We start from the raw sequence: 22,420 nt of genomic DNA on the forward strand, positions 1-22,420 counted from the left end.
GCGCTTGGATGTGGCGGAGCGGGTCGGACGAGTCCGGCCCGCGCCGCCGTCTCGGCTCACCGGCCGATGGCGTCCAGCTCCGCGATGGCGTCGTCCGGCAGCGTCAGGCTGGCCGCGGCGAGGTTCTCCCGCAGGTGGTCCACCGACGAGGTCCCGGGGATGAGCACCGTCGTGGCGGAGCGCCGCAGCAGCCAGGCCAGGGCGACCTGCTGCGGGGAGGCGCCCACCCGCGCGGCGACGGCGTTGAGCGTGTCGTGCTGCAGCGGGCTGAACCCGCCGAGCGGGAAGAACGGGGCGAACGCGATGTTCGCCGCCGCGCACCGGTCCACCAGGGCGTCGTCCTGCCGGTTGGCGAGGTTGTAGAGGTTCTGCACCATGACGACCGGCGCGATGCGCTGCGCCTCGGTCAGCTGCGCCGCGGACACGCCGCTGAGCGCGAGGTGGCGGATCAATCCCTGCTCGCGCAGCTCCGCCAGGGCGCCGAACTGCTCCGCGATGGACTCCTCGGTGGTGCCCTCGTGCGAGGCGGTGCGCAGGTACACCACGTCGAGGGTGTCCAGGCCGAGGTGTCGCAGGTTCTCGCGGACCTGGGCCGCCAGGTCCTCCGGCGCCAGCGAGGGCCGCCAGCTGCCGTCCGCCCCGCGCCGCGCGCCGACCTTGGTGGCGATGCGCAGCTGCGACGGGTACGGCGACAGGGCCTCCCTGATCAACTCGTTGACCACTGCCGGGCCGTAGAAGTCGGAGGTGTCGATGTGGTTCACGCCCAGCTCCACCGCGGTACGCAGCACCGCGATGGCCTGGTCGCGGTCTTTGGGCGGACCGAAGACGTTGGGCCCGGCGAGCTGCATGGCGCCGTAGCCCATCCGGCTGATGGTCAGTTCGTCGGCGAGCGTGAGGACCCCGCCCGGAATTGTGAAAGTCATTTGCCCCATCCAGGACTAGATGTCACATAACAGGCGATCCGGTCATCTCGGGCAACCTGCCGTGACTCCCACTGTCCGCGATACCCGCCGCGGCCGGCAGTACTCCCGTGTTCCTGGGAGTGACAGGGCCAGTCACCTGCCGGAACGCGCCACTACGGTGGAGCGTATGGACGGTAGGAACGCGATCGGGGAGTTCCTGCGGGCCCGCAGGCAACTGGTCCGGCCCGAGGACGTCGGCATCAGGGCCGGCGGCCTGCGGCGGGTGCCGGGACTGCGCCGGGAGGAGGTCGCCATGCTTGCCGGCATCAGCTCGGACTACTACCTCCGGCTGGAGCAGGGCCGGGATCGTAACCCCTCGGTGCAGGTACTTGAGGCGTTGGCCAGGGTCCTGCGGCTGGACGCCGACGCGACCGCGTACCTGATCGGACTGGCCCAGTCGCGGTCGGCGCAGCGCCCGGCCCGGGCCGCCGCCCAGACCCGCCAGCCCGCGCCGGAGCGGGTGCCGGCGAGCGTCCTGCAGCTCATCGACGGCTGGACGAACAACCCCGCGTACGTCCAGAACAAGGTCTCCGACGTGCTCGCGGTCAACGCCCTCGCCGCCGCGCTGTCGCCGAACTACGCCCCCGGCGTGAACCTGCTGCGGGCCGCCTTCCTCGACCCCTCGGACCGCGCGCTGCGCCGGGACTGGGACGAGGCGACCGCGGAGGGCGTGGCCGGCCTGCGCGCGCAGGTCGGCCCCGACATCGACGACCCGCGGCTGGTGGAGCTGGTCGGCGAGCTGTCCGTGCGCAGCGAGCGGTTCCGGCGGCTGTGGGCCCGCCACGACGTGCAGCCGAAGCGGGGCCGGACCAGCCACCTGCGCCACCCGCAGGTCGGCGACCTGGAACTGCACTCCAACAAGCTGGTCGTCAGCGGCACCGAGGGGCTCATCCTGGTGGTGTTCCACGCCGAGCCCGGCAGCCGCAGCGCCGAACTGCTGGGGATCCTGGGCAGCCTCACCGCCCCCGCCGCCGGCCCCCGGCGCGCCGAGCCCGATCACTATCCCCTCGACGAGCGGTGAGCCGCGGCCGGCCCCGGGCTACTGCGCGGCCCCCGGCTACTGCGCGGCCCCGGGCTACTGCGCGGCCCCGGGCGGATCGGGCGCTTCGTCGTCGGCGAAGCAGCCGGCGAACGGATCGTCGAAGGTGCGCCAGCGTGACTCGCCCAGCGACAGTTCGGCGTCGGTGAGCAGGCAGCCGACCAGCGTCCGGTGCACCGTCGCGGCGTCCAGTCCGATGCCGATGAACACCAGGTGGGTGTCGCGGTCGCCGTAGTACGGGTCCCATCCGGCCGCCGCGGTGACCCGGCGCTGGTCGCTCGCCTCACTCCAGTCCTCATCCGGTACGGCGGCCAGCCAGCGGCCCAGCGACCCCAGGCCCAGGCCGCCGCCAGCGCCCTCCCAGGCGACCACCGTGTCGGGCTGGCTGGCCAGCCAGAGGTGGCCCCGGGAGCGCAGCGTGGGCACGGTCAGTCCGCGCAGTGCGGCGTCCAGCCGCCGCGGGTGGAAGGGGCGGCGGGCCCGGAAGACGACCGAGACCAGTCCGCAGTCGGGGACGGGTTCGTGCACGCCGACCAGATGCCCCTCGATGCCGCGGGCCAGGATGCCCGGGGTCTCAGGGTCGTAACGGTGGGTGTGGCCCACCGCCGGAAGCCGGCCCGGTGCCCCGCCGGTCACCTGGTGCTGGGTGGCCCAGGGCGCCAGGCGGTGCAGCAGCACGGACAGCCGTACCCGGTCGAAATCCTCGTCGGCGGTGTGCCAGAACAGCGCCAGCGTGTCGGCGGACTCGATCTGGTGCGCGACGAGGTCGGCGACCGCGCGGTGGTCGTCGTCGGCGGCCTGCAGGCCGCGGTCGGCGAGGTCGTCGGTGCTCGTCAGGTCGTCCAGCAGGCGCCGGCCGTGCACCACGGTCAGGTAGGAGTCGAACCGGACCGAGTCGGCGACCGGTGCGCCGTCGACCAGGCAGTAGGCGCACGCGGCCTGGAGCGTCTCGGGCTCGATCGACCGGGGGAGCACGAGCAACTGGTCGTGGTCGGGGTGGGTGGCGGCCAGCCGCACCAGGGTGGGCAGGACATCCTCGCGCAGGGTGCACGACACACAGCCGTGTACCAGCTCGACGGTGACGTCCTCGAGCACCTCCGCGCCGGTGCGTACCACGCGCCGTACGGCGCCGGCCGCCATGCCGGTCAGGTCGTGCTCGACGCACAGCAACGCCGGCCGGCTCGCCAGCAGGGCATCGGTGACGGCGGCGGTGGCCTCGGGCCAGAAGCCGGACAGCACGGTGACGGCCGGGCGGATCTCGGCCGTGGTGCGGCCGGCGCGGGCCGGGGCTATCGGTGAGGACATGCACCCTCCGGTGACACTAGTTGAAAACGATTGTCATTATAGAGCGGCGGTGGTGCCGGGAACAGCCCGGCCCCGCCTGCGATTGTCGGCCCGTCCGGCCGCCGGCCAGCGGGCCGCCGGCGGAAGGGCCGCCGGCCCGAAGGAGAAGAGTTCATGTCCCGACGATGCGACGTCACCGGGGCCGCGCCCAGCTTCGGTAACGCGGTCTCCCACTCGCACCGGCGCACCCGTCGCCGGTGGAACCCCAACCTGCAACACCACCGGTACTGGCTGCCCTCGCAGCGGCGCTGGGTCACCCTGAGGCTGACCGCCAAGGCGATGCGCACCATCGACCGCCAGGGCATCGAGGCGGTGGTCCGGCGGCTGCCCGACCGGGGAGCGGGCCTCTGATGGCCCGCCGCACCGCGATCCGGCCGATGGTGACGCCGCGCGGCACCGCCGGCGCCGGCCACCCGTACGTCATCCGGAAACACCGGCGCAATGATCCGGATCGGCTCGTGCCGCGCGACTACGACCCGAGCGAGCGGCGGCACGTCGAACTCCGCGAGCAGCGCTGAGCGGTGGCGGAAGAGAAAGTGGGCGGGGGCAGGCGGTAGGCAGGGCCTGCCCCCAGGTGAGGCAGGCGGGGTAGGCAGGGCCTGCCCCCAGGTGGGGCAGGGGGGGTAGGCAGGGCCTGCCCCCAGGTGGGGCAGGCGGTGAGCCCGCCTCGCCCTGCCACCGCGCTGCGGCGTCGCCAGGCGAATCGTGGGGGTAGTGCGACTCGTTGCGTCCCGGGTTGGTGACCGCCCAGAACGCGCCGAGGCCGCTGGAGAGGCTGACGACGACCGGATTGCGCGATCGGCCCAGCAGCGGCAGCGCGGCCCGGGTCACCCGGACGACGCCGGGCGCCTCACCTCCGGCTCAGCGGACGAGCGAACGGCCCGCGAGCCAGTGGGGTCAGCGGGTCCGCGGCGTGGCCGCCGCGGTCAGCTCGGCCAGGTGTTGGGGGGAGCACGCGGTCAGCAGCCGCCGCCCGTTGAGCGAGGGATCGTCGCGGTCCACCACGCCCGGATCCGCCACCAGAGCACAGCACGCGTCGTCGCGCAGTTCGACCGAGCACAACTGGCACCGGCTCGCCGGTAGGGCGCTGCGGCGGTGCGACCACCATTTTCTTCCAAGGCGCATCCTGCATGTCTACGTCAGATTCGCCGCGCTGCTCACCGGTCAGACACGCGATACCCGCCTCCTCCACTATCCGTTAGGCCCCCACGAGCAGGCGAGATGCTCGCCCGAACGGAGGACCTACGGTGTCGATCGGCTCATTTCGACCCGGTCCGACCCGGCTCAGCCAGGGCGGCTCACCGGCCCGGCCCGGTCCGACCCGACCCGGCGCGGCGCGGCTCAGGCGGTGCGGCGAGGGCGCTCGGCGGGTCGGGCGCGGACGTGCAGCCGTTCGCCCTGCGGCCCGAAGAGGCTCAGGACCTCCGCGGGCCCCGGCCCGGGGTTGGAGAGGCGGTGCGGCGTACGGGTGTCGAACTCGACGACCTCGCCCGGGGCCAGGATGAGGTCGTTCGCCCCGAGCAGCAGGCGCAGCCGGCCGGACAGCACGTACAGCCACTCGTAGCCCTCGTGGGTCTGCGGCTCCGGCGAGCAGGGGGCCTGGCCCGGCGGGAAGATCTGCTTGTACGCCCGCAAACCGCCCGGACGGTTGGTCAATGGCAGGTACGTGACGCCGTGCCGCACGATCGGGCGGCTGCGCACCCTCGGGTCAGCGGTCTCCGGCGCGCCGACCAACTCGTCCAGTGCCACCTGATGGGCCCGGGCCAGCGGGAGCAGCAGCTCCAGAGTGGGTTTGCGCCCGCCGGATTCGAGTCGGGACAGGGTGCTGACCGAGATCCCGGTGGCCTCGGCGAGCTGGCTCAGCGTGACGCCACGCCGCCTGCGCAGGGCGCGCAGCCGCGGGCCGACGGATGCCAGTGCCTCGTCGTCATCGTTTGCCATATCAGCAACGATACTTGCCGCATTCGTGGCGGCGGCGGACCGTTGGCGCGACGCCGAACGGAGGAGAGAAACGATGGTGGACGAGGCGTACGACGTGAACGAGGCGTACGACGTGGACGAGGCGTACGACGTGGTCGTGGTGGGCGGCGGAGCCGCGGGGCTCAGCGGGGCCCTGGCGCTGGCCCGGGCGCGGCGGTCGGTTCTGGTGGTGGACGCCGGGCAGCCGCGCAACGCCCCGGCCGGGCACGTGCACAACTACCTGGGCCGGGAGGGCACGCCACCGGCGCGGCTGCTGGCGACCGGGCGCGAGGAGGTGGCCCAGTACGGCGGGCGGGTCGTCGCCGGCCGGGTGGAGGCGGTGCGGCGGCACGGCGAGGGCGCGTGCTTCTCCGTCCGGCTGGATGACGGTCGTACCGTCTCGGCCCGGCGGCTGCTGGTCACCACCGGCCTCGTGGACGAGCTGCCCGACCTGCCCGGCCTGTCCGACCGGTGGGGGCGCGACGTGCTGCACTGCCCGTACTGCCACGGCTGGGAGGTTCGTGACCGGCGCGTGGGCGTGCTGGCCACCGGCCCGGCGGCGGTGGCGCAGGCGCAGCTGTGGCGGCAGTGGACGCCGCACGTGCTGCTGTTCCTGAACGGAGTTCCGGCGCCCGAGCCGGAGGACGCCGAGCGGCTGGCGGCGCGCGGGATCGTCGTCGTCGAGGGCCCGGTGGCGGAGCTGGAAGAGACCGGCGTGCGGCTCGGGTCCGGCGAGATCGTCGCCGTCGACGCGGTGGTGGCGATGCCGCGGGCCACCGCGCGCTCGGAGTTGCTGGAGTCGCTCGGCCTCACGCCGGTCGACGTCGAGCTGGCCGGCACGGTCGTCGGCGCGCAGGTGGCGGCCGACCCGACCGGGGCCACCGCCGTACCGGGCGTGTGGGTCGCCGGCAACGTGGCGGACCTCCGCGCGACGGTGATCGCCTCGGCGGCGGCCGGGCTGAGCGCCGGGGCGGCGATCAACGCCGACCTCGTCGCCGAGGACACCCGGGTCGCCGTGGACGACTACCGGCACCGGTTGAGCACCATGTTCGAGGAGGCCGCGTGGGAGGAGCGCTACCAGTCCCGCCCGGCCATCTGGAGCGGCCGGCCGAACCCGCAGCTGGTCGCCGAGGCGGCCGGGCTGACCCCGGGCCGGGCGCTCGACGTCGGCTGCGGCGAGGGCGCCGACGCGGTCTGGCTGGCGGAGCGGGGCTGGCGGGTCACGGCGGTGGACATCTCGGGTACCGCGCTGGAGCGGGCCGCCGCGCACGCCGCCGAGGCGGGGGAGCGGGTCGCCGGTCGCATCGAGTGGGTGCACGCGGACCTGCGCGACTCCCCGCCCGCCGAGGGCGCGTACGACCTGGTCTCGTCGCAGTTCATGCACCCGACGACGCAGACGCGCGAGCGGTTCTTCGCGGGGCTGGCCGCGGCGGTGGCGCCGGGCGGCACTCTGCTGATCGTCGGGCACCACCCGTCCGATCTGGCCACCTCGGCGCACCGGGCGCACTTTCCGGACCTGATGTTCACCGGTGAGCAGGTCGCCGCCTCGCTCGACCCGGCCGACTGGGAGGTGCGCGTCGTCGAGGCCCGGCCGCGCGCCGCGGTCGATCCCGAGGGGCACGACATCGCCATCAAGGACGCGGTGCTGGTGGCCCGCCGCCGCCCCTGACCCATCCTCCACAATGGACGGATGGGCCCGTGCGCCGGCCCGGCCCATCCGTCAACCCGGCGGTCGCCTCGCGCCCGAGGCCGCGTTGATCGGCTCGGAAGATCGACGGCTAAACTGGCGCGCTCCGAGCAGATGATCAATAGACGCGGGGTGTGTGGCATGGGCGAGATCGAGTACCAGGCGGGCCTGCACCGCCTGACCGGCAACACCTACGCCTACCTGCAGCCGCCCGGCACCTGGGGATTCAGCAACTGCGGCCTGGTGGTGGGCGAGGGAGAGGCGCTGCTGGTCGACACCCAGTTCACCCTGCCGCTGACCCGGCGCCTGCTGGCCGCCGTCGAGGAGGCGGTACCCGGCGTGCCGGTCACCACGGTGGTGACCACGCACGCCAACGGCGACCACGCCTGGGGTACCCAACTGCTGCCGGACGCCGTGACCATGGGATCGGAGGCCACCGCGCACGGGATGGCCGACGAGATCCCGCCACAGGCGTTGTCGGCGCTCGCCAGGAGCCCCGAGGGTGCCAGCCCGCTGGGCGACTACGCCCGCCGGTTCTTCGGGCACTTCGACTTCGACGGGATAGTGCTCACCCCGCCGGCGAAGACGTTCACCGGCGAGGCCGAGGTCACCGTCGGCGGCATCCCGGCGCAGCTGATCGAGGTCGGCCCGGCGCACACCTCGGGCGACGTCATCGTGCACGTTCCCGGCGAGGGCGTGCTGTTCGCCGGCGACATCCTGTTCATCGACGACCACCCGGTGATGTGGACCGGGCCGGTGCGCAACTGGATCGCCGCGTGCGAGCGCATCGCGGCCACCGGCGCCGAGTTCGTGGTGCCCGGCCACGGTCCGGTCACCGACGTCGCGGGCGTCCTGGTGTTCCGGGACTATCTGGCATACCTGGACGAGCACGCGCGGGAGAGCTTCCGGCGGGGGCTGCGGTACTGGGAGGCGGCCATGGCGCTGGCGCTGCCGGAGCCGTTCGCCTCCTGGGGGCACCGCGAGCGGGTGGTGATGAGCTTCGCCGCGATCTACCGGGAACTCGGCGACCGCGACGCCGCCGACCCGATGGCCGTGCTGCACCGCACCGCCGAGGCGTACCAGCGGCTGCCGTAGCGGCCGGCCGCGGGTGCGAACGGTTACCCTCGGCCGTCGAGTGGTTCGTTGTCCAGCCCGATATCGGTGTCGAGGTCGAAGCCGGCCACCTCGTGCGGGCGGGGCACGGGGTGCGCCAGGTCGGCGGCGAGATCGTACCCGGCGAGCCCGGCGTCACGCGCCAGCTCGTCGTCCCGCCCGCCGCCGAGCCCCGGCTCGTCGGCGACGTCGCGGTGGTGCGGGTGGAGCCGGCCGGCGAGGTCGCGTAGGTGCCCGTGCCCGTCGTTGGCGCCGGATTCGGTGCTGCTCATGCCGCCATCGTGCTAGCCGCGCGGGTCATGCCGGCGAACCGGGGATGGCCAACCGGCGAACGCGCGGTGCGCCCGGGGGCGCACCGCCGGCGTCAGTTCCCGGCCGCCACCTCGAAGGCGTCGATGTCGGCGGCGGTGGGTGCGGTGGCCGAGCCGTAGCGGGTGACCGAGATGGCCGCGCCCACCCCGGCCCGGCGCAGTGCTTCCGGCCAGTCGTACCCGGCGCCAAGCGCCGCGACCAGCACCCCCGTGTGCGCGTCCCCGGCCCCGGTGGTGTCGAGGGCGACCACCGCCGGCACGGGTACCCGCACCAGCCGGTCCGGCCGGTCCGCCTCGGCCGCCACGCTGGCCCGCGACCCCCGGCGCAGCACGATCCGCGCCCTCGCGGGCAGCCGGGCGGCCAGCGCGCGCACCGCCCCGGCCGGATCGCCGGCGCCGGCCAGCAGGGCGGTCTCGCGCCGGTTGAGGGTGAGCAGGCCGGTGCGGGCCAGCACGGCCGCCAACAGGTCGGCCGGGATCTCGTCGGCCACCGGCCCCGGGTCGAACACCAGCAGGGCTTCCTCGGGCAGGCCGTCCAGCCACCCGGCGATCGCCGGCCCGCTGTCGGGGTAGCACAGCTCGTACCCGGAGACGTAGACCGCGTCGTCGGGGCGGGCGCTCACCCCGGCCAGCCGCGCGCCGGTGAGCATCGACTCGGCGCCCGGGCTGGTCACGAACGTCCGTTCGCCGTCCGGTTCGATCAGCGTCAGCGAGAACCCGGTGTCGGTGTCGGGATCGGGGTCGAGCAGCACCGGGATGCCGGCGGCGTCGAGGTCCTGGCGCACCCGCGCGCCGAACGGCCCGACGCCGTGCCGGCCGGCCAGCGCCGCCGGCAGGCCGTTGCGCACCGCCGCGACCAGCACGTTGAACCCGCCGCCGGTCTGCACGTCGGTGCGGGTGGCCAGCCGGTCCCCGCCGCGCTCGGGCAGCGACGGCACCGCCATCCGGACGTCCGCCAGCACGCTGCCCACCAGCAGCAGCCGGGCCGGCCTCATCGGTCGGCCCCCGCGTGGCGGGCCCCGCCGGCCAGCCCGGCCGTGCCCGCCACCGGCCGGCCGGCTGTGCCCGCCACCGGCCCGCCGGCCGGGCGCACCACCGGCCCGCCGGCCGGGACCGGGGCCGGCTTGGCGGCCGGGCGGAGCCCGAACGCGGCGTAGAGGCCCGCACTCACGCGCTCGCCGTCGGGTGCCGGTTCGACGCCCCGGGCCTCGATGCTGCCGGGCATGCCCAGGGCGTCGCCGATCGCCGGGCCCAGCCGGGCGCCGTACGCGCGGTCACGGACGGTCATCGCAGTTCTCCCAAGGTCGTCTCCAGCCGGAAGTGGCCGGGGTCCGGTACGCGAGCGACCCGCTCGGCGACCTCCCGCGCCACCGGCGAGGAACACGGTGCGCGCGGTGTGCGGGAACGGTAAACCTTCGACCCCCGGTCGCCAAGGCCCGGACCTTCGCGCGGTCGTGGGCCGCGGGTGGGGAGAGCGTTTCTCGGCCGTTCGGCCGGGGCTTCCGGCTGGGCGGACGGGTGGCCCGCCCCGGGGCTTGACGGTGCGGGTGAGGCCGGGCTAATTTGCTGACACGAAACAGCAAATCAATCAGTGCGAGGGCTGACCCGATTGCTGACACGAGCTAGCTGAGGTTGTCTTGCCAGTGCCAGGTCACGCCGGACCGCCGACTCAGGCGGACGTTGCCCACCACGCCGGGGTGTCGCGGGCCGTCGTCTCGGCGGTCATCAACGATCGCGCCCGGGATCAGCGGATCTCCGCCGAGACCGAGCAACGGGTCCGCGACGCGGTCCGGGAGTTGGGCTATGTCGCCAACCTGGCGGCCCGCAGCCTCAAGGGCATGCGCAAGCGCATCCTCGGGGTGCACACCTTCGAGTCGGTGTTCCCCATCGCGCGCCGGGACTTCTACCACGAGTTCCTGACCGGGGTCGAGGAGCAGGCGGTGATCGAGGGGCATGACCTGCTGCTGTTCACCTCGGCCGAGGGCTCCGACGGGCGGCGCAAGCTGTACACGAACGGTTCGAACCGGCTGACCGCGGCGGACGGGGCGGTCCTGCTCGGTGTGACCGACGACCACTCCGACCTGTTCCGGCTCAGCCAGGAGCGGTACCCGTTCGTCTACATCGGCCGGCGCGACGTGCACGGCGCCGACATCGCCTGGGTGGGCCCCGACTACGCGACGGCCGCCCGCGACGCGGTGGCCCGGCTCGTGGCTCACGGGCACCGCACCATCGCCTACGTCGGGTACCCGCAGGCCCAGGAGGCCAGGGCCGACCGGGAGGCCGGGTACCGGGCCGGCTGCCGGGCGGCCGGGATCCCGCCGCTGTCGCTGCTGGTGAACCTGGAGGACCTGAGCCGGGAGTGGTTCGACCTCGCGCTGGCCACCGGCGTGACCGCGCTGGTCGTCGAGTTGGAGTCGTTCGCGAATCAGATCGCCGCGTGCGCGGCGGCCCGCGATCTGTCCATTCCGGCCGACCTGTCGGTGGTGGCGCTGGGCGGCACCGAATCGGGGCCGGTCAGCGAACGGAAATGGAGCTGTGTCGGCCTTCCCCGACGGGCGGTTGGCCGGGCGGCGGTCAGTTTACTGGTGGCCATGCTCGACGCGCCGGACGAGCCGTTCGACCACCAGATTCTGCTGCCGTGTACGCCGCCCGACGAATCGACTATCGCGCCCTCTCCCGCGTCCTAGCGGAGGGGACCGATTCTCCACCGAGTCTGACCTCTGTGGTCCTAAGGGGTGCCATGAACGAGCACGCGCAGCGCCGGGCCGGCGCGGACGGGAATGGTGAGATTGCCGCCGTACCCATCGAGAAGTTGCTTCCCGCCGACTCGCCGCGGCTTTCCGGAGTGGACGCGCGGCACGCCGCGTCGCTGGCCGACTCGGGGGCGGAACTGCCACCAATTCTCGTGCGGCGGCGCGACCTTCGGGTCATCGACGGCATGCACCGGCTGGCCGCGGCGCGGCTGCTGCGGCGCGACACCATCGAGGTCCGGTTCTTCGACGGCGACGACCACGACGCGTTCGTCCTGGCGGTGGAGCTCAACGTCGCGCAGGGCCTGCCGTTGAGCCTGGCCGACCGGCAGGCCGCGGTGGCCCGCATCCTGGCGACGCGCCCGCAGGTCTCGGACCGGTGGATCGCCGAGATCGCCGGCCTCGCGCCCGGCACCGTGGGCGCCATCCGGCGGCGCGACTCCGCCGGCCCGGCGGAGGTCGGCGCGCGGATCGGCCGGGATGGCCGGGTGCGCCCGGTGGACAGCACCGAGGGCCGGCGCATCGCCAGCGAGGTGGTGGCTCGGCGCCCGGACGCTTCGCTGCGGGAGATCGCGCGGACGGCGGGGATTTCCCCGGCGACGGCGCGCGACGTGCGGGAGCGGATGCGGCGCGGGGACGATCCCGTGCGACCACGGCGGCGCGGCGACCAGCACGCCGCGAAACGGTGCCCGACGTGCGGCGGCGGCGCGCACGCCGGCCGGTGCCGCGACCGGCGTGACCTGTCGTCGCTGCTGGAGACCCTGGCCAGGGATCCCTCGCTGCGCTTCAACGAGTCCGGGCGGACCATGCTGCGCTGGCTGCATGCCCGGGCCGACAGCCTGGACAGCTGGGAGAGCATGGCGGGCAAGATACCGATTAATTGCGCGTACTCATTCGCCGAACTGGCCTTCGGCTGCGCCCAGGAATGGATGGCGTTCGCCGAGAAACTGCAGGAACGACTGAACGCCGCCTGATATCGCACCGCGTTCAGCTGACCATTTTCCACAGTTGAACAACCCCGCCCCATCGCCTGCTGGTCGTCCCGGTGGGCGCTCGGGCCTGCCCTTATAGCCACACGACCGGGTCGCGCGGCGGATCCTGGGCGCCCCGGAATTGTTCATCGGAAATCGACCGTACGCGTTATTGACACCTCAAGATCCCGAGTTATAACGTCCCCGCAACACGCCATTCATCTCGCGAGTACAAGCCGAAATTCCTTCCCGCGCCGACCCGGCGCCGTCGTGGAAGCGACGGCGCACCGGGTAGCGCAATTTCCCGCGGATATCACGAAGAAGGGATCACCATGACCAGCGACGTCAGGCTGGATTCACTGGGCCCCGCGCAGGGGCGAGCGCCGAGCCGGCGGGAGTTCCTGACCCGCGTCGTGGCCGGCGCCCTGGCCGTGCCCGCGCTCGGCGGTGTACTGGCCGCGTGCACCGACAACGGTGGCGGATTCGACAAGAGCAGCAGCGGCGGCGGCTCGACCGGCGCCGGGAAGAAATTCACCGGCCAGCTGGTCATCAGCACCGTCATCAACCCGCCCAAGGCGGCTCAGCAGGCGCTCACGGACGCCTACAAGAAGGTCCAGCCCGGCGTCGAACTGGTCTGGGAGACCCAGGACTTCAGCGGCTCGGACGCTTACACCCAGTTCCTGACCACCCAGCTGGCGGCCAAGAGCCCGCGCCCCGACTTCGTCAGCGGCGTGTACGCCAAGACCTACAGCGGTTACGTCGACCTCGACCAGTACCGCCAGACCACCGACCCGTACACCAAACAGCCGTGGGGCCAGGACATCAACTTCGACCTCGGCGGTTCGCGCAACGCGCTCGGCCAGCTGTACCAGGCGTCCACCGCCGTGTCGCACTACAACTGGATCTACAACCAGGACATGTTCGGCAAGGCCGGCGTGCAGCCGCCGACCACCTGGGACGAGTTCGTCGACGTGTGCGCCAAGCTCAAGGCGGCCGGCATCACCCCGGTGGCGGCGAACTTCCAGTGGATCGTCCCGCAGTGGCTCACCGAGATCTACTTCGACCAGTACCACGTGGACTGGGTGCAGACCGTGCGCGCCCAGAAGGGTGACTGGAACTACGACCCGACCCTGGACGGCAAATTCGCCTACGACCCCAACGACGGCAACATCCACGCCAAGTACACCTACAGCCCGCAGCGGTTCTGGAAGGGCATCAAGGACCAGACGCTGCGCTTCGACACCCCCGAGATGGCCGAACTGGTGGCCAACCTCGCGAAGGTGTTCCCGAAGTACGCCACGAGTGACTTCTTCGTGATGGCCGACCCGTACCCGTCGCTGCTCAAGAGCCAGGCGGCGATGATCCTCGCCGACCCGCAGGTGACGATGAAGACCCTCGCGTCCGACTTCAAGTCGAACTCCGCGTCCCCGTTCACCCCGGCCACGTTCGAGGGCCCCGCCATGCAGAGCTCCCTCGTGAAGTGCAAGCCACGGGCGATCGAGCCCAAGGGCGGCGACTACGTCAGCATCATCAAGAAGGACAGCCAGCAGACCGCGATGGCCGTCGACTTCGCGATGTTCTGGCTGTCCAAGGCGGGCTACCAGCCCTACCTGAACGGCGAGATCCAGGCCGGGCTGGCCGTCGGCACCTCGGACATCAGCGGCCTGACCTTCCCGGCGGCGATCGAGCAGCAGAACAAGTCCATCACGTTCGTAGGCAACGCGGAGGTCGTGTACAACCAGGCCTGGACGGCGGGCGCCGACCCGACGTCAAAGGCCGACCTGCAGGGGATGCTCAAGGACGTGCTGCAGGGCAAGCTGGCGCCGCAGGCGTACGCGACCGGGCTGCAGAAGTACTTCCAGGACAACTTCGACAAGCTGATCGCCAAGTTGTCGCTGACCGAGGACGACATCGCCAACCCGTCCCGCCGGCCGAGCGCGGCGTAGCCATGGGGAGGGGAAGGCTCTGGCTGCTGGCCGCGGCGGCGGTGGTCGTCGCCGCGGCCGGCAACGCCGGGTTCGCCACCGCGTACGGGTCGGGCGGGTCGGACCTGCGATCGGCCCGGCCGGCGGCGGTCACTGGCGTCGCCGACGCGGTCGCGGTGGACCCGTCCACCACGCTGGTCGCCACCCTGGGCGACCAGGTGGCGCTGGTGCGGGACGGGCGGGTGGTGGCCCGGCAGGCGCTGGATGCCACGGTGGGTGGCGTCGCGGCCTCGGCCGACGGTTCGACCTACTACGCGGGTACGTCGCTGGGCACCGTGTACACATTGGACGGTAGTCTGCACCCGACCGTCGCCCTGCGGGTGCCCGACGCGGTCGCAGGGCTTCGGGTGGCGTCCGACGGCGCAGTGGTGGTCGCGCACGGTTCCGGCGCGTTCGGCCAGAACTCCACTGTGGACGTCTACCCGGCCGGTGCCGCCACGGCGTCGGCCGTCGCGCGGGTCGGCGCGAGCGTCAACGGCCTGGACGCGGCCGGCGGCACGGCCGTGTACGGCACGCTGGCCGCCCAGGTCGGCGAGCTGACCCTGGACGGTGGCGGGAAGCAAGCCTGGCAGGTCACGCTCCCGCAGCCGGTCACCAGCGTCGCCGCGGTACCGTCCCGGGGCTGGGTGCTGGCCGGCGACTCCAGCGGCCGGCTCAACCTGCTCGACGACCACGGCTCGGTGTCGGGCTCGGTCGCCGTCGGCCCGTACCCCCTCACCACCGTCGCCTACGATCCCGCCCACGACGAGATCCTCACCGGCGACCAGCACGGCACCTTGCGGATCCTGGACGACTCGGGGCGCGTGCTGGTGACCAGCCAGCTGGCCAACTCCCCGCTGCGCGCGATCGTCGCGACGCGGCGCGGCGACTACCTGGCCGTGCCGCAGAGCGGGGTGTGGTCCACTGTGGACACCGGGGCCGCCCGGGCCGCGTACCGTGCGCAGCGGCTGCGGCCGTGGTGGATAGCGTTCGACGCGGTACTGGTGGTCGGGCTGCTGGTGCTGCTGGGGCTGACCGGTCGACGCCGCGCCGGCCTGGCCCGCACGGGCCGGCGGGTCTGGCGCAACCGGCTGGCCTACCTGATGGTGGCGCCGACCGTGCTGGTGGTGGCCGGGCTCACCTTCTACCCGGCGGTGACCGCGTTCTACTACTCGTTCACCAACTTCAGCCTCAGCGCGGTCACCGAGTGGGTGGGCCTGTCCAACTACCGCACCATCTTCACCGGCGACACCTACTTCTGGGTCGGCGTGAAGAACATGGCCATCGTCACGGGCTTCAGCCTGCTCAAGACCGTGACGGTGCCGCTGCTCGCCGCCGAGCTGGTGTTCTGGCTGCGCAACGCGATCCACCAGTACGTGTTCCGGACCCTGTTCGTGCTCTCGGCGGTGGTGCCCACGCTGGTCATCACGCTGCTGTGGAAGCAGGTCTTCGACCCGTACGGGCTGATCAACTCGCTGCTGTCGGCGGTGGGGCTGGACAGTTGGCGGCACGCGTGGCTGGGCGACGAGGCGACCGCGCTGTGGTCGGTCATCGGGGCGGGCTTCCCGTACCTGACCGCGTTCCCGTTCCTCATCTTCCTCGGCGGTCTGCTGACCATCAACCGCGAAATCTACGAGTCCGCGGCCATCGACGGGGCGGGCCGGTTCCGGCGCTTCGTCCACGTGGACCTGGCCCACCTGCGACCCCAACTGCGGATTGTGGGGTTCCTGGGCCTGGTCGGCACCGTCGAGAACTTCGCCTCCATCTTCATCCTCACCAACGGTGGGCCGGGCGACGCCACCGAGGTTCCAGCGCTGGAGATGTACACCCGGATCGGCTCCGGCGACCTGGGCTACGCGTCCGCGATAGGCGTGATCCTGTTCGCGGTCATCGTGGCGGCGACCATGTTCATCCTGCGGTTCCGCCGCTCGGCCATGGAGGTTGACGCGTGAGTACCACCACCACCCCGCCCGAGACCCGCGGCCGTTACGTGGCACCGGCGAAGGCACCGGCCGCCGCGCGGCGCAACCGGCCGGGCCGGGTCACCCCGGCCGGTGTGGTGCAGTACGCCCTGCTGATCGCGCTGGCCGTCGCGTCGTTCTTCCTCATCTTCGTGATGGTGGACCTGTCGCTGCGCCGGGGCTCGGACATTTACGTCAACTTCTGGCACCTGTTCTCGGCGCCGGACTTCGGCAACTACCGCACGGCGGTGGTCAAGCTGCTGCCCGCCCTGGGTCGCACCCTGTTCATCGCGGTCGCCTCGATCGCCGGCATCCTGCTCGCGTCCACCGCCAGCGCGTACGCCTTCGCCCGGCTGCGCTTCCCCGGTCGCGACGTGCTGTACTACCTGGTCCTGGCGGTGATGACGGTGCCCACCGTCATCCTGCTCACCCCCCAGTTCGTGCTGGCCAACCAGTTGCACCTGGTCGGCTCGGTGTGGGGGCTGATCGTGTTCTACATCGCGGCCGGGCTGCCCTTCGCGGTCTTCCTGGTCACCACGTTCTTCCGGTCCCAGCCGGACGAGGTGTTCCAGGCGGCCCGGATGGACGGCGCCTCGGAGGTGCAGTCGCTGCTGCGGGTGGCGGTGCCGCTGGCCACGCCGATCCTGGTCACCGTCGCGATGATGAACTTCCTGACCGTGTACGGCGACTACATCTGGCCGACGCTGATCCTGAACAGCGGCAACGACACCCTGCTCATGGCGTTGCAGACCTTCAGCCCCCGGCTCGACGCCTACGTCAACCGGCCCGACTTCGGAGTCCAGTCCGCCGGGTACGCCTTCGCCACCATCCCGCAGCTCATCGTGTTCATTCTGGGCATGAGGTACTTCGTCGCCGGCGTCACCTCCGGCGCCGTCAAGGCCTGAGGCGTGCCCGCGCCCAGCCGGGGACCGCCCGCCGGCGCCGGTCCACGCCGCCGATCCACCGCACCCCTGACGGAACAGAGCATCGATACCACACACCCCGCAGCGCAATCCGAGGACATGAGGACGTCATGAGACATCGCTTGCTGGCCCTGGCCGGATCCTTACTTCTCGCGCTACCCCTCGCCTGGGCGAGCCAGGCCACCGCGCAGCCCGCCACCGCGCAGCCCGCCACCGCGCAGCCCGCCACCGCGCAGCCCGCCCTCGCCGCCCACACAACGGCCGCGAAGAAGGCCCCGAAGCCGACCGGGGCCGACACCTCCTGGCAGAAGCAGCCCCAGGAGCGCACCTTCCCCGCCGACTCCGGCATGGTGAACGTCAAGACGGACTACGGCGCCGTCGGCGACGGGGTCCACGACGACACCGCCGCCATCCAGGCCGCGATCCAGGGCACCATCCGGCGGCAGGACGTCTCGCGCATCCTCTATTTCCCGGCCGGCACCTACCTGGTCTCCAAGCCCCTGGTGTGGAAGAACCCCAGCGGTGGCTTTGACGCCGAGCTCACCCTGCAGGGTGAGAACCAGGGCAAGACCGTCATCAAGCTCACCGACCACAACCCGCTGTTCCAGAATGCCACGCTGCCCAACTCGGTCATCCAGACCGACTCGCTCAACCCGTCCAGCGCGGACGCGGCCGCCGGCGGCGGCAACAACGGGTTCGACAACTACCTGTTCGACCTCACCGTCGACACCGGCAGGGGCAACCCCGGCGCCAACGCGGTGAACTTCATCGGCAACAACTATTGCGGCCTGCGCGACGTCACGCTGCGCTCGGGCGACCCGAAGCACATCGGCGTCGCCGGGCTGGCCATGATGCGCTACGCGACCGGGCCCTGCATGATGAAGAACCTGTCGGTCGACGGCTTCCAGTACGGCGTGGAGGCCGGGCGGCAGGAGTACTCCGTCACCTTCGACAACGTGGCGCTGAAGAACCAGCTGGACGCCGGCATCATCAACACCGACAACGTGCTGTCCATCGAGAACCTCAGCTCGCAGAACACGGTGCCGGCGGTGGAGAACTTCGGCAGCTCGGCGACCGGGTTCTCCGGCCTGGTGACGCTGATCGGGGCGACCCTCAAGGGCGGCAGCCACCAGGTCTCCGCCATCCAGAACTTCCAGACGCTGTACGCGCGCAACGTGGTGACCACCGGGTACAAGTCGGCCATCTCCGACTCGCAGATGCAGCCGGTCAAGGGCGCCACGGTCACCGAGTACGACTCCGGGCCGACGTACACCCAGTTCGGCGGCGGATCCTCGTCGCTGAACCTGCCCGTCAAGCCGACCCCGCAGTTCGAGGAGACGGACCTGAGCAAGTGGGCCAGCGTCGTCACGTTCGGCGCCGACCCGACGGGTGCCAAGGACAGCGCCGCCGCGGTCCAGGCGGCCATCGACTCCGGTGCCACCACGGTCTACTTCCCGGCCGGCCGGTACATTCTCAACTCGCCGGTGACCGTACGCGGCAACGTGCGCGCGATCGAGGGCTTCGACTCGCGGGTGGTGCCCAACGGCCCCACCTACACCAGCGCCAGCGCGACGACCCGGACCCCGTTCTTCATCTTCGCCAACGACAACGACGTCATCGTCGACCACATCCGGTTCGGCAACGGCAGCGTCACCTACCCGGGCCTGCTCTACGTCCAGAACAACTCCAGCCACGCCGTCACCATCCGGGACACCGTCTTCGACCGGTTGGACCCGGGCAACCTCTACCAGAACGGCCCCAACGGCACCGGTGACCTGTTCATCGAGGACGTGACCGGCTCCGGCTGGACCATCCAGGGCCCGCAGCACGTCTACGCACGCCAGTTCGACCCCGAGGGTGGGATCCCGAAGGTGATCAACGACGGCGGCACCCTGTGGGTCTTCGGCCTCAAGGTCGAGCGCCCTTCGGACGCCACCCACGTGGCGGGGGTCATCGACACCGAGGACGGTGGCAGCACCGAACTGCTGGGCGGCCTCATCTACCCGGTCGTCACGGTGCCGGTGAACCAGGCGGCCTTCGTGGTCAACAACTCGAGGGCATCGTTCGTCTACGCGGTGTCCGTGCACAATCCGCTGGTGGCCGACCCGAACACGCCGGACGGCGACTTCAAGATCCAGGTGCAGGAGACGCAGGACGGCGTCACCAGCAACCTGCTCTCGACGACCGTGTTCGCGCAGGATTCGCGCGGACCGCAGGGCGTCATGATGCCGCTCTACACCAGCAAGCCGTAACGCCCGTGCGGTGGGCGCGCCGGCCGTCGCGCCCACCGCACACCCATCCCTCCTGGCACGAAGGAGCACCCATGGCCGCAGCAGCGCCGACCCGGCACGCGGGCGACGCGGACTCGATGCCACCCTGGTTCCGCGACGCGAAGCTGGGCATCTTCGTGCACTGGGGCGCCTACTCGGTGCCCGGCTGGGCGGTGCCGCTCGGCGAACTCGGCGCGGTCGACCCGGACGAGTTCTTCGTGCGCGCCCCGTACGCGGAGTGGTACGCCAACACCATCCGCATCCCGGGCAGCCCCGCCGCCAGACACCACGAACGGGTGCACCACGGCGCACCGTACGACGACTTTCTCGACGGCTGGCACGCCGAGCGGTTCGACCCGGCCGGCTGGGCCGAGCTGTTTCGCTCCATCGGCGCCCGGTATGTGGTGCTGACCACCAAGCACCACGACGGCATCTGCCTGTGGGACGCGCCCGGCACCGGTGACCGCAACACTGTCCACCGTGGACCCCGCCGGGACCTGGTGGGTGAGCTGTCCGAGGCGGTACGCGCGGCCGGCCTGCGGTTCGGCGCCTACTACTCGGGTGGGCTCGACTGGTCCCGCGGCGACTTTCCGCCGATCAGCGCCGACGAGCACCTCGCCACCTACCGCCCCGTCGACGACGACTACGCCCGCTACGCCGGCCGGCACGTCGAGGACCTCATCGCCCGGTACGCGCCCGATGTGCTGTGGAACGACATCAACTGGCCCGACGCCGGCAAGCCCCGACTGCCCGAGCTGTTCGACGGGTACTACCGGGCGGTGCCCGAGGGCGTGGTCAACGACCGGTGGGGCATCGCCGAGGCCGACTACCTCACCAGCGAATACTCGGCCCACCGGGAGAACGAGAGCACCGGCCGGGCGTGGGAGCACAACCGCGGCATCGGCTACTCGTTCGGCTACAACCGCGAGGAGGCCGCCGAGCACCGGCTCACCGGCCCGGCGCTGATCCGCCATTTCGTCGACGTGGTGGTGCGCGGCGGCAACCTACTGCTCAACGTCGGGCCCCGCGCCGACGGGAGCATCCCGGAACCGCAGCGGCGGCCGCTTGCGGAACTGGGCGCCTGGCTGGCCGTCAACGGCGAGGCGGTCTTCGGCACCCGGCCCTGGGCCGGCCCTGCCGGCCCGAACCCTGCCGGCCCGAACCCTGCCGGCCCGAACCCTGCCGGCCCGAACCCTGCCGGCCCGAACCCTGCCACGTCGGGCCCTGGCGGCCCGGGTCGCCTAGGGTTCACGGGCGCCGGATCGCGGCTCTACGCCCACCTCGACGGCGAAGGGCCGGCCGTCACCCTGCCACTGTCCACATCGGACGTGGGGGACCGGCCGGCGGTCGAGCTGCTCGGCCACGGACCGATCGGGTCGCGGTGGGGTCCCGGCGGGTTGGGCTGCGAGCTGCCCCCGCCCACCGGCGATTCACCCAGAGTATTGCGCATTGATCGAGATTCGAAGGGACGTCATGCCTGAGCTGCACGCGGATATCGTGATCGTCGGGGCTGGCCTCGGCGGCGTCGCGGCCGCACTGGCCGCCGCCCAGGGCGGCTGCTCCGTCATCCTCACCGAGGAGACCCCGTGGCTCGGGGGTCAGCTGACCTCCCAGGGAGTACCCCCCGACGAGCACCCGTACATCGAGGAATTCGGCTGCACCCGCGGCTACCGCCGGCTGCGCGACGGGATCCGGGAGTACTACCGCCGCCACTACCCGCTGACCGCGCACGCACTGGCGAAACCGCACCTGAACCCCGGCAACGGTCAGGTCAGCCGGCTGTGCCACGAGCCCCGCGTCGCGGCGGCCGTCATCGACGAACTGCTGGCGCCGTACCTGTCCAGCGGGCGGCTGCGCGTGATGCGGGGGTACGTGCCGGTCTCCGCCGCGGTGGACGGTGACCGGGTCGACGCCGTGGTCGTGCGCGACACCCACACCGGTGCCGAGACCACGCTGACCGCCCGGTACGTCATCGACGCCACCGAACTGGGCGACCTGCTGGAGTTGGCCGGGGTGGAGCATGCCGCCGGGTCGGAAAGCGCCGATGACACCGGTGAGCCGCACGCCGTCGACGGCCCGGCCCGGCCACTGGACCAGCAGGCGTTCTCGGTGTGCTTCGCGATGTCCCACCACCCCGGCGAGGACCACGTCATCGACCGTCCCGCCGAGTACGACTTCTGGCGCGGCTACCGGGCCGACTTCTGGCCCGACAACCACCTGTCCTGGGCCGAGGTGCAGCCCGAGACGCTGGAGCCGTTCCGCCGGGGGCTGTTCCAGGATCCGACCGGGCACGGCTCGCGCGGACCCCGGGACCTGTGGCACTTCCGGCGCATCCTCACCGCCGCCCACTTCGAGCCGTCGGCCGCCATCGGCGACATCACGCTGGTCAACTGGCCGCAGGTGGACTACTGGCTCGGCCCGCTCGTCGGGGTGCCGCAGCCCGAGGCCGAGGTCAACCTGGCCCGCGCCCGGCAGCTGAGCCTGTCGTTCCTCTACTGGATGCAGACCGAGGCGCCCCGGCTGGACGGCGGCGTCGGGTACCCCGGCCTGCGGCCGCGCGGCGACGCGCTGGGCACCGTGGACGGCCTGGCGCTGTACCCGTACATCCGGGAATCCCGGCGCATCCTGGCCGAGACCCGCGTGGTCGAGCAGCATGTCGGTGTGCAGGCCCGCGGTGACCTCGTCGGGGCCGAGATCTACCCGGACTCGGTCGGCATCGGCAGCTACCGCATCGACCTGCACCCCAGCACCGGCGGGCCGCACGGGCCGCGCAACTTCATCGACGTGGAGGCGTGGCCGTTCCAGATCCCGCTGGGCGCGCTGATCCCGCAGCGGGTGGAGAACCTGCTGCCGGCCGGGAAGAACATCGGCACGACGCACATCACCAACGGCTGCTACCGCCTGCACCCCACCGAGTGGAACATCGGCGAGGTCAGCGGGGCGCTGGCCGCACACTGCCTGCAGACCGGCCGCACCCCTCGCCAGGTACGCAACAAGGTCGAGCCGCTGGCCGACTTCCAGCGGCTGCTGACCGACCGGCGGGGCGTCGAGCTGGCCTGGCCGGAGCGGGTACGCACGACGACGAAGTACTACTGACGCGGAAGAGCGACGGGCGCCGCGACCGCCGGCGGCATTCGCGGCGCCCGCGAGGCTGCGGGCGTCATTC

20 protein-coding genes are annotated in these 22,420 nt (G+C 72.1%); 13 read left to right on the forward strand and 7 right to left on the reverse strand.

The window, feature by feature from the left end; translation table 11 throughout:
- Window positions 1–56 precede the first annotated feature (56 nt).
- Window positions 57–923 carry an oxidoreductase gene (locus ABEA87_RS21560; protein WP_345632160.1) on the reverse strand — a complete coding sequence of 289 codons (867 nt, stop codon included), beginning with the start codon at window positions 921–923 and terminating at the stop codon, window positions 57–59.
- Between the two features lie 166 nt (window positions 924–1,089).
- On the opposite strand from ABEA87_RS21560, the gene ABEA87_RS21565 reads away from it, so the two are divergent.
- The gene (locus ABEA87_RS21565) at window positions 1,090–1,983 is read left to right on the forward strand and encodes a helix-turn-helix domain-containing protein (protein WP_345632162.1); all 894 of its coding nucleotides are present in this window, start codon (window positions 1,090–1,092) and stop codon (window positions 1,981–1,983) included.
- 54 nt (window positions 1,984–2,037) lie between these two features.
- Here the strand turns inward: ABEA87_RS21565 and ABEA87_RS21570 are convergent, their stop codons facing one another.
- Window positions 2,038–3,306, reverse strand: a complete 1,269-nt coding sequence (locus ABEA87_RS21570) for a CobW family GTP-binding protein (protein ID WP_345632164.1) — start codon at window positions 3,304–3,306, stop codon at window positions 2,038–2,040.
- A 153-nt stretch (window positions 3,307–3,459) separates the two neighbouring features.
- Between ABEA87_RS21570 and rpmB the strand changes: the two genes are divergently transcribed.
- Both rpmB and rpmG read left to right on the forward strand, forming a co-directional pair.
- Entirely contained in the window at window positions 3,460–3,696 is a 237-nt protein-coding gene (gene rpmB, locus ABEA87_RS21575; RefSeq protein WP_345632166.1) for a 50S ribosomal protein L28, read from the forward strand.
- Complete coding sequence (rpmG, locus tag ABEA87_RS21580; protein ID WP_345632168.1) at window positions 3,696–3,863, forward strand: 50S ribosomal protein L33; 168 nt, start codon at window positions 3,696–3,698, stop codon at window positions 3,861–3,863. Before rpmB ends, rpmG begins: the two co-directional genes overlap by 1 nt.
- Before the next feature lie 379 nt (window positions 3,864–4,242).
- Here rpmG and ABEA87_RS21585 read toward each other — a convergent pair whose 3' ends face one another.
- Both ABEA87_RS21585 and ABEA87_RS21590 read right to left on the reverse strand, forming a co-directional pair.
- Window positions 4,243–4,470, reverse strand: coding sequence for a hypothetical protein (locus ABEA87_RS21585; protein ID WP_345632170.1), 228 nt, complete (start codon window positions 4,468–4,470; stop codon window positions 4,243–4,245).
- Window positions 4,471–4,686: 216 nt separating this feature from the next.
- Entirely contained in the window at window positions 4,687–5,286 is a 600-nt protein-coding gene (locus ABEA87_RS21590; RefSeq protein ID WP_345632172.1) for a helix-turn-helix domain-containing protein, read from the reverse strand.
- A 73-nt stretch (window positions 5,287–5,359) separates the two neighbouring features.
- Here ABEA87_RS21590 and ABEA87_RS21595 point away from each other — a divergent pair, with 73 nt between their 5' ends.
- Window positions 5,360–6,973 carry a methyltransferase domain-containing protein gene (locus ABEA87_RS21595; RefSeq protein ID WP_345632174.1) on the forward strand — a complete coding sequence of 538 codons (1,614 nt, stop codon included), beginning with the start codon at window positions 5,360–5,362 and terminating at the stop codon, window positions 6,971–6,973.
- Between the two features lie 159 nt (window positions 6,974–7,132).
- Complete coding sequence (locus ABEA87_RS21600; RefSeq protein WP_345632176.1) at window positions 7,133–8,086, forward strand: MBL fold metallo-hydrolase; 954 nt, start codon at window positions 7,133–7,135, stop codon at window positions 8,084–8,086.
- A 23-nt stretch (window positions 8,087–8,109) separates the two neighbouring features.
- Here the strand turns inward: ABEA87_RS21600 and ABEA87_RS21605 are convergent, their stop codons facing one another.
- The 3 genes from ABEA87_RS21605 to ABEA87_RS21615 all read right to left on the reverse strand — a co-directional run bounded on the left by ABEA87_RS21605 (window position 8,110) and on the right by ABEA87_RS21615 (window position 9,703).
- Window positions 8,110–8,376 (reverse strand): hypothetical protein, encoded by a 267-nt coding sequence (locus tag ABEA87_RS21605; RefSeq protein WP_345632178.1) that lies wholly within the window; start codon window positions 8,374–8,376, stop codon window positions 8,110–8,112.
- A gap of 92 nt (window positions 8,377–8,468) precedes the next feature.
- The gene (locus tag ABEA87_RS21610) at window positions 8,469–9,410 is read right to left on the reverse strand and encodes a PfkB family carbohydrate kinase (protein WP_345632180.1); all 942 of its coding nucleotides are present in this window, start codon (window positions 9,408–9,410) and stop codon (window positions 8,469–8,471) included.
- Window positions 9,407–9,703 carry a hypothetical protein gene (locus ABEA87_RS21615; RefSeq protein ID WP_345632182.1) on the reverse strand — a complete coding sequence of 99 codons (297 nt, stop codon included), beginning with the start codon at window positions 9,701–9,703 and terminating at the stop codon, window positions 9,407–9,409. The genes ABEA87_RS21610 and ABEA87_RS21615 overlap by 4 nt, the downstream gene beginning before the upstream one ends.
- A gap of 355 nt (window positions 9,704–10,058) precedes the next feature.
- Here ABEA87_RS21615 and ABEA87_RS21620 point away from each other — a divergent pair, with 355 nt between their 5' ends.
- The 8 genes from ABEA87_RS21620 to ABEA87_RS21655 all read left to right on the forward strand — a co-directional run bounded on the left by ABEA87_RS21620 (window position 10,059) and on the right by ABEA87_RS21655 (window position 22,350).
- The gene (locus ABEA87_RS21620; protein ID WP_345632184.1) at window positions 10,059–11,102 is read left to right on the forward strand and encodes a LacI family DNA-binding transcriptional regulator; all 1,044 of its coding nucleotides are present in this window, start codon (window positions 10,059–10,061) and stop codon (window positions 11,100–11,102) included.
- 53 nt (window positions 11,103–11,155) lie between these two features.
- Window positions 11,156–12,139 (forward strand): ParB/RepB/Spo0J family partition protein, encoded by a 984-nt coding sequence (locus ABEA87_RS21625; RefSeq protein ID WP_345632186.1) that lies wholly within the window; start codon window positions 11,156–11,158, stop codon window positions 12,137–12,139.
- 329 nt (window positions 12,140–12,468) lie between these two features.
- Window positions 12,469–14,082 (forward strand): ABC transporter substrate-binding protein, encoded by a 1,614-nt coding sequence (locus ABEA87_RS21630; protein WP_345632188.1) that lies wholly within the window; start codon window positions 12,469–12,471, stop codon window positions 14,080–14,082.
- Between the two features lie 2 nt (window positions 14,083–14,084).
- Window positions 14,085–16,052 (forward strand): sugar ABC transporter permease, encoded by a 1,968-nt coding sequence (locus ABEA87_RS21635; protein ID WP_345632190.1) that lies wholly within the window; start codon window positions 14,085–14,087, stop codon window positions 16,050–16,052.
- Window positions 16,049–16,966, forward strand: coding sequence for a carbohydrate ABC transporter permease (locus tag ABEA87_RS21640; RefSeq protein ID WP_345632193.1), 918 nt, complete (start codon window positions 16,049–16,051; stop codon window positions 16,964–16,966). The genes ABEA87_RS21635 and ABEA87_RS21640 overlap by 4 nt, the downstream gene beginning before the upstream one ends.
- A gap of 128 nt (window positions 16,967–17,094) precedes the next feature.
- Entirely contained in the window at window positions 17,095–19,236 is a 2,142-nt protein-coding gene (locus ABEA87_RS21645) for a glycosyl hydrolase family 28-related protein (RefSeq protein ID WP_345632195.1), read from the forward strand.
- 71 nt (window positions 19,237–19,307) lie between these two features.
- Entirely contained in the window at window positions 19,308–20,735 is a 1,428-nt protein-coding gene (locus ABEA87_RS21650; protein ID WP_345632197.1) for an alpha-L-fucosidase, read from the forward strand.
- Entirely contained in the window at window positions 20,728–22,350 is a 1,623-nt protein-coding gene (locus ABEA87_RS21655; RefSeq protein ID WP_345632199.1) for an FAD-dependent oxidoreductase, read from the forward strand. Before ABEA87_RS21650 ends, ABEA87_RS21655 begins: the two co-directional genes overlap by 8 nt.
- Window positions 22,351–22,420: the final 70 nt, after the last annotated feature.

It is taken from the genome of Rugosimonospora acidiphila (assembly GCF_039543385.1).
Taxonomy (GTDB): domain Bacteria; phylum Actinomycetota; class Actinomycetes; order Mycobacteriales; family Micromonosporaceae; genus Rugosimonospora; species Rugosimonospora acidiphila.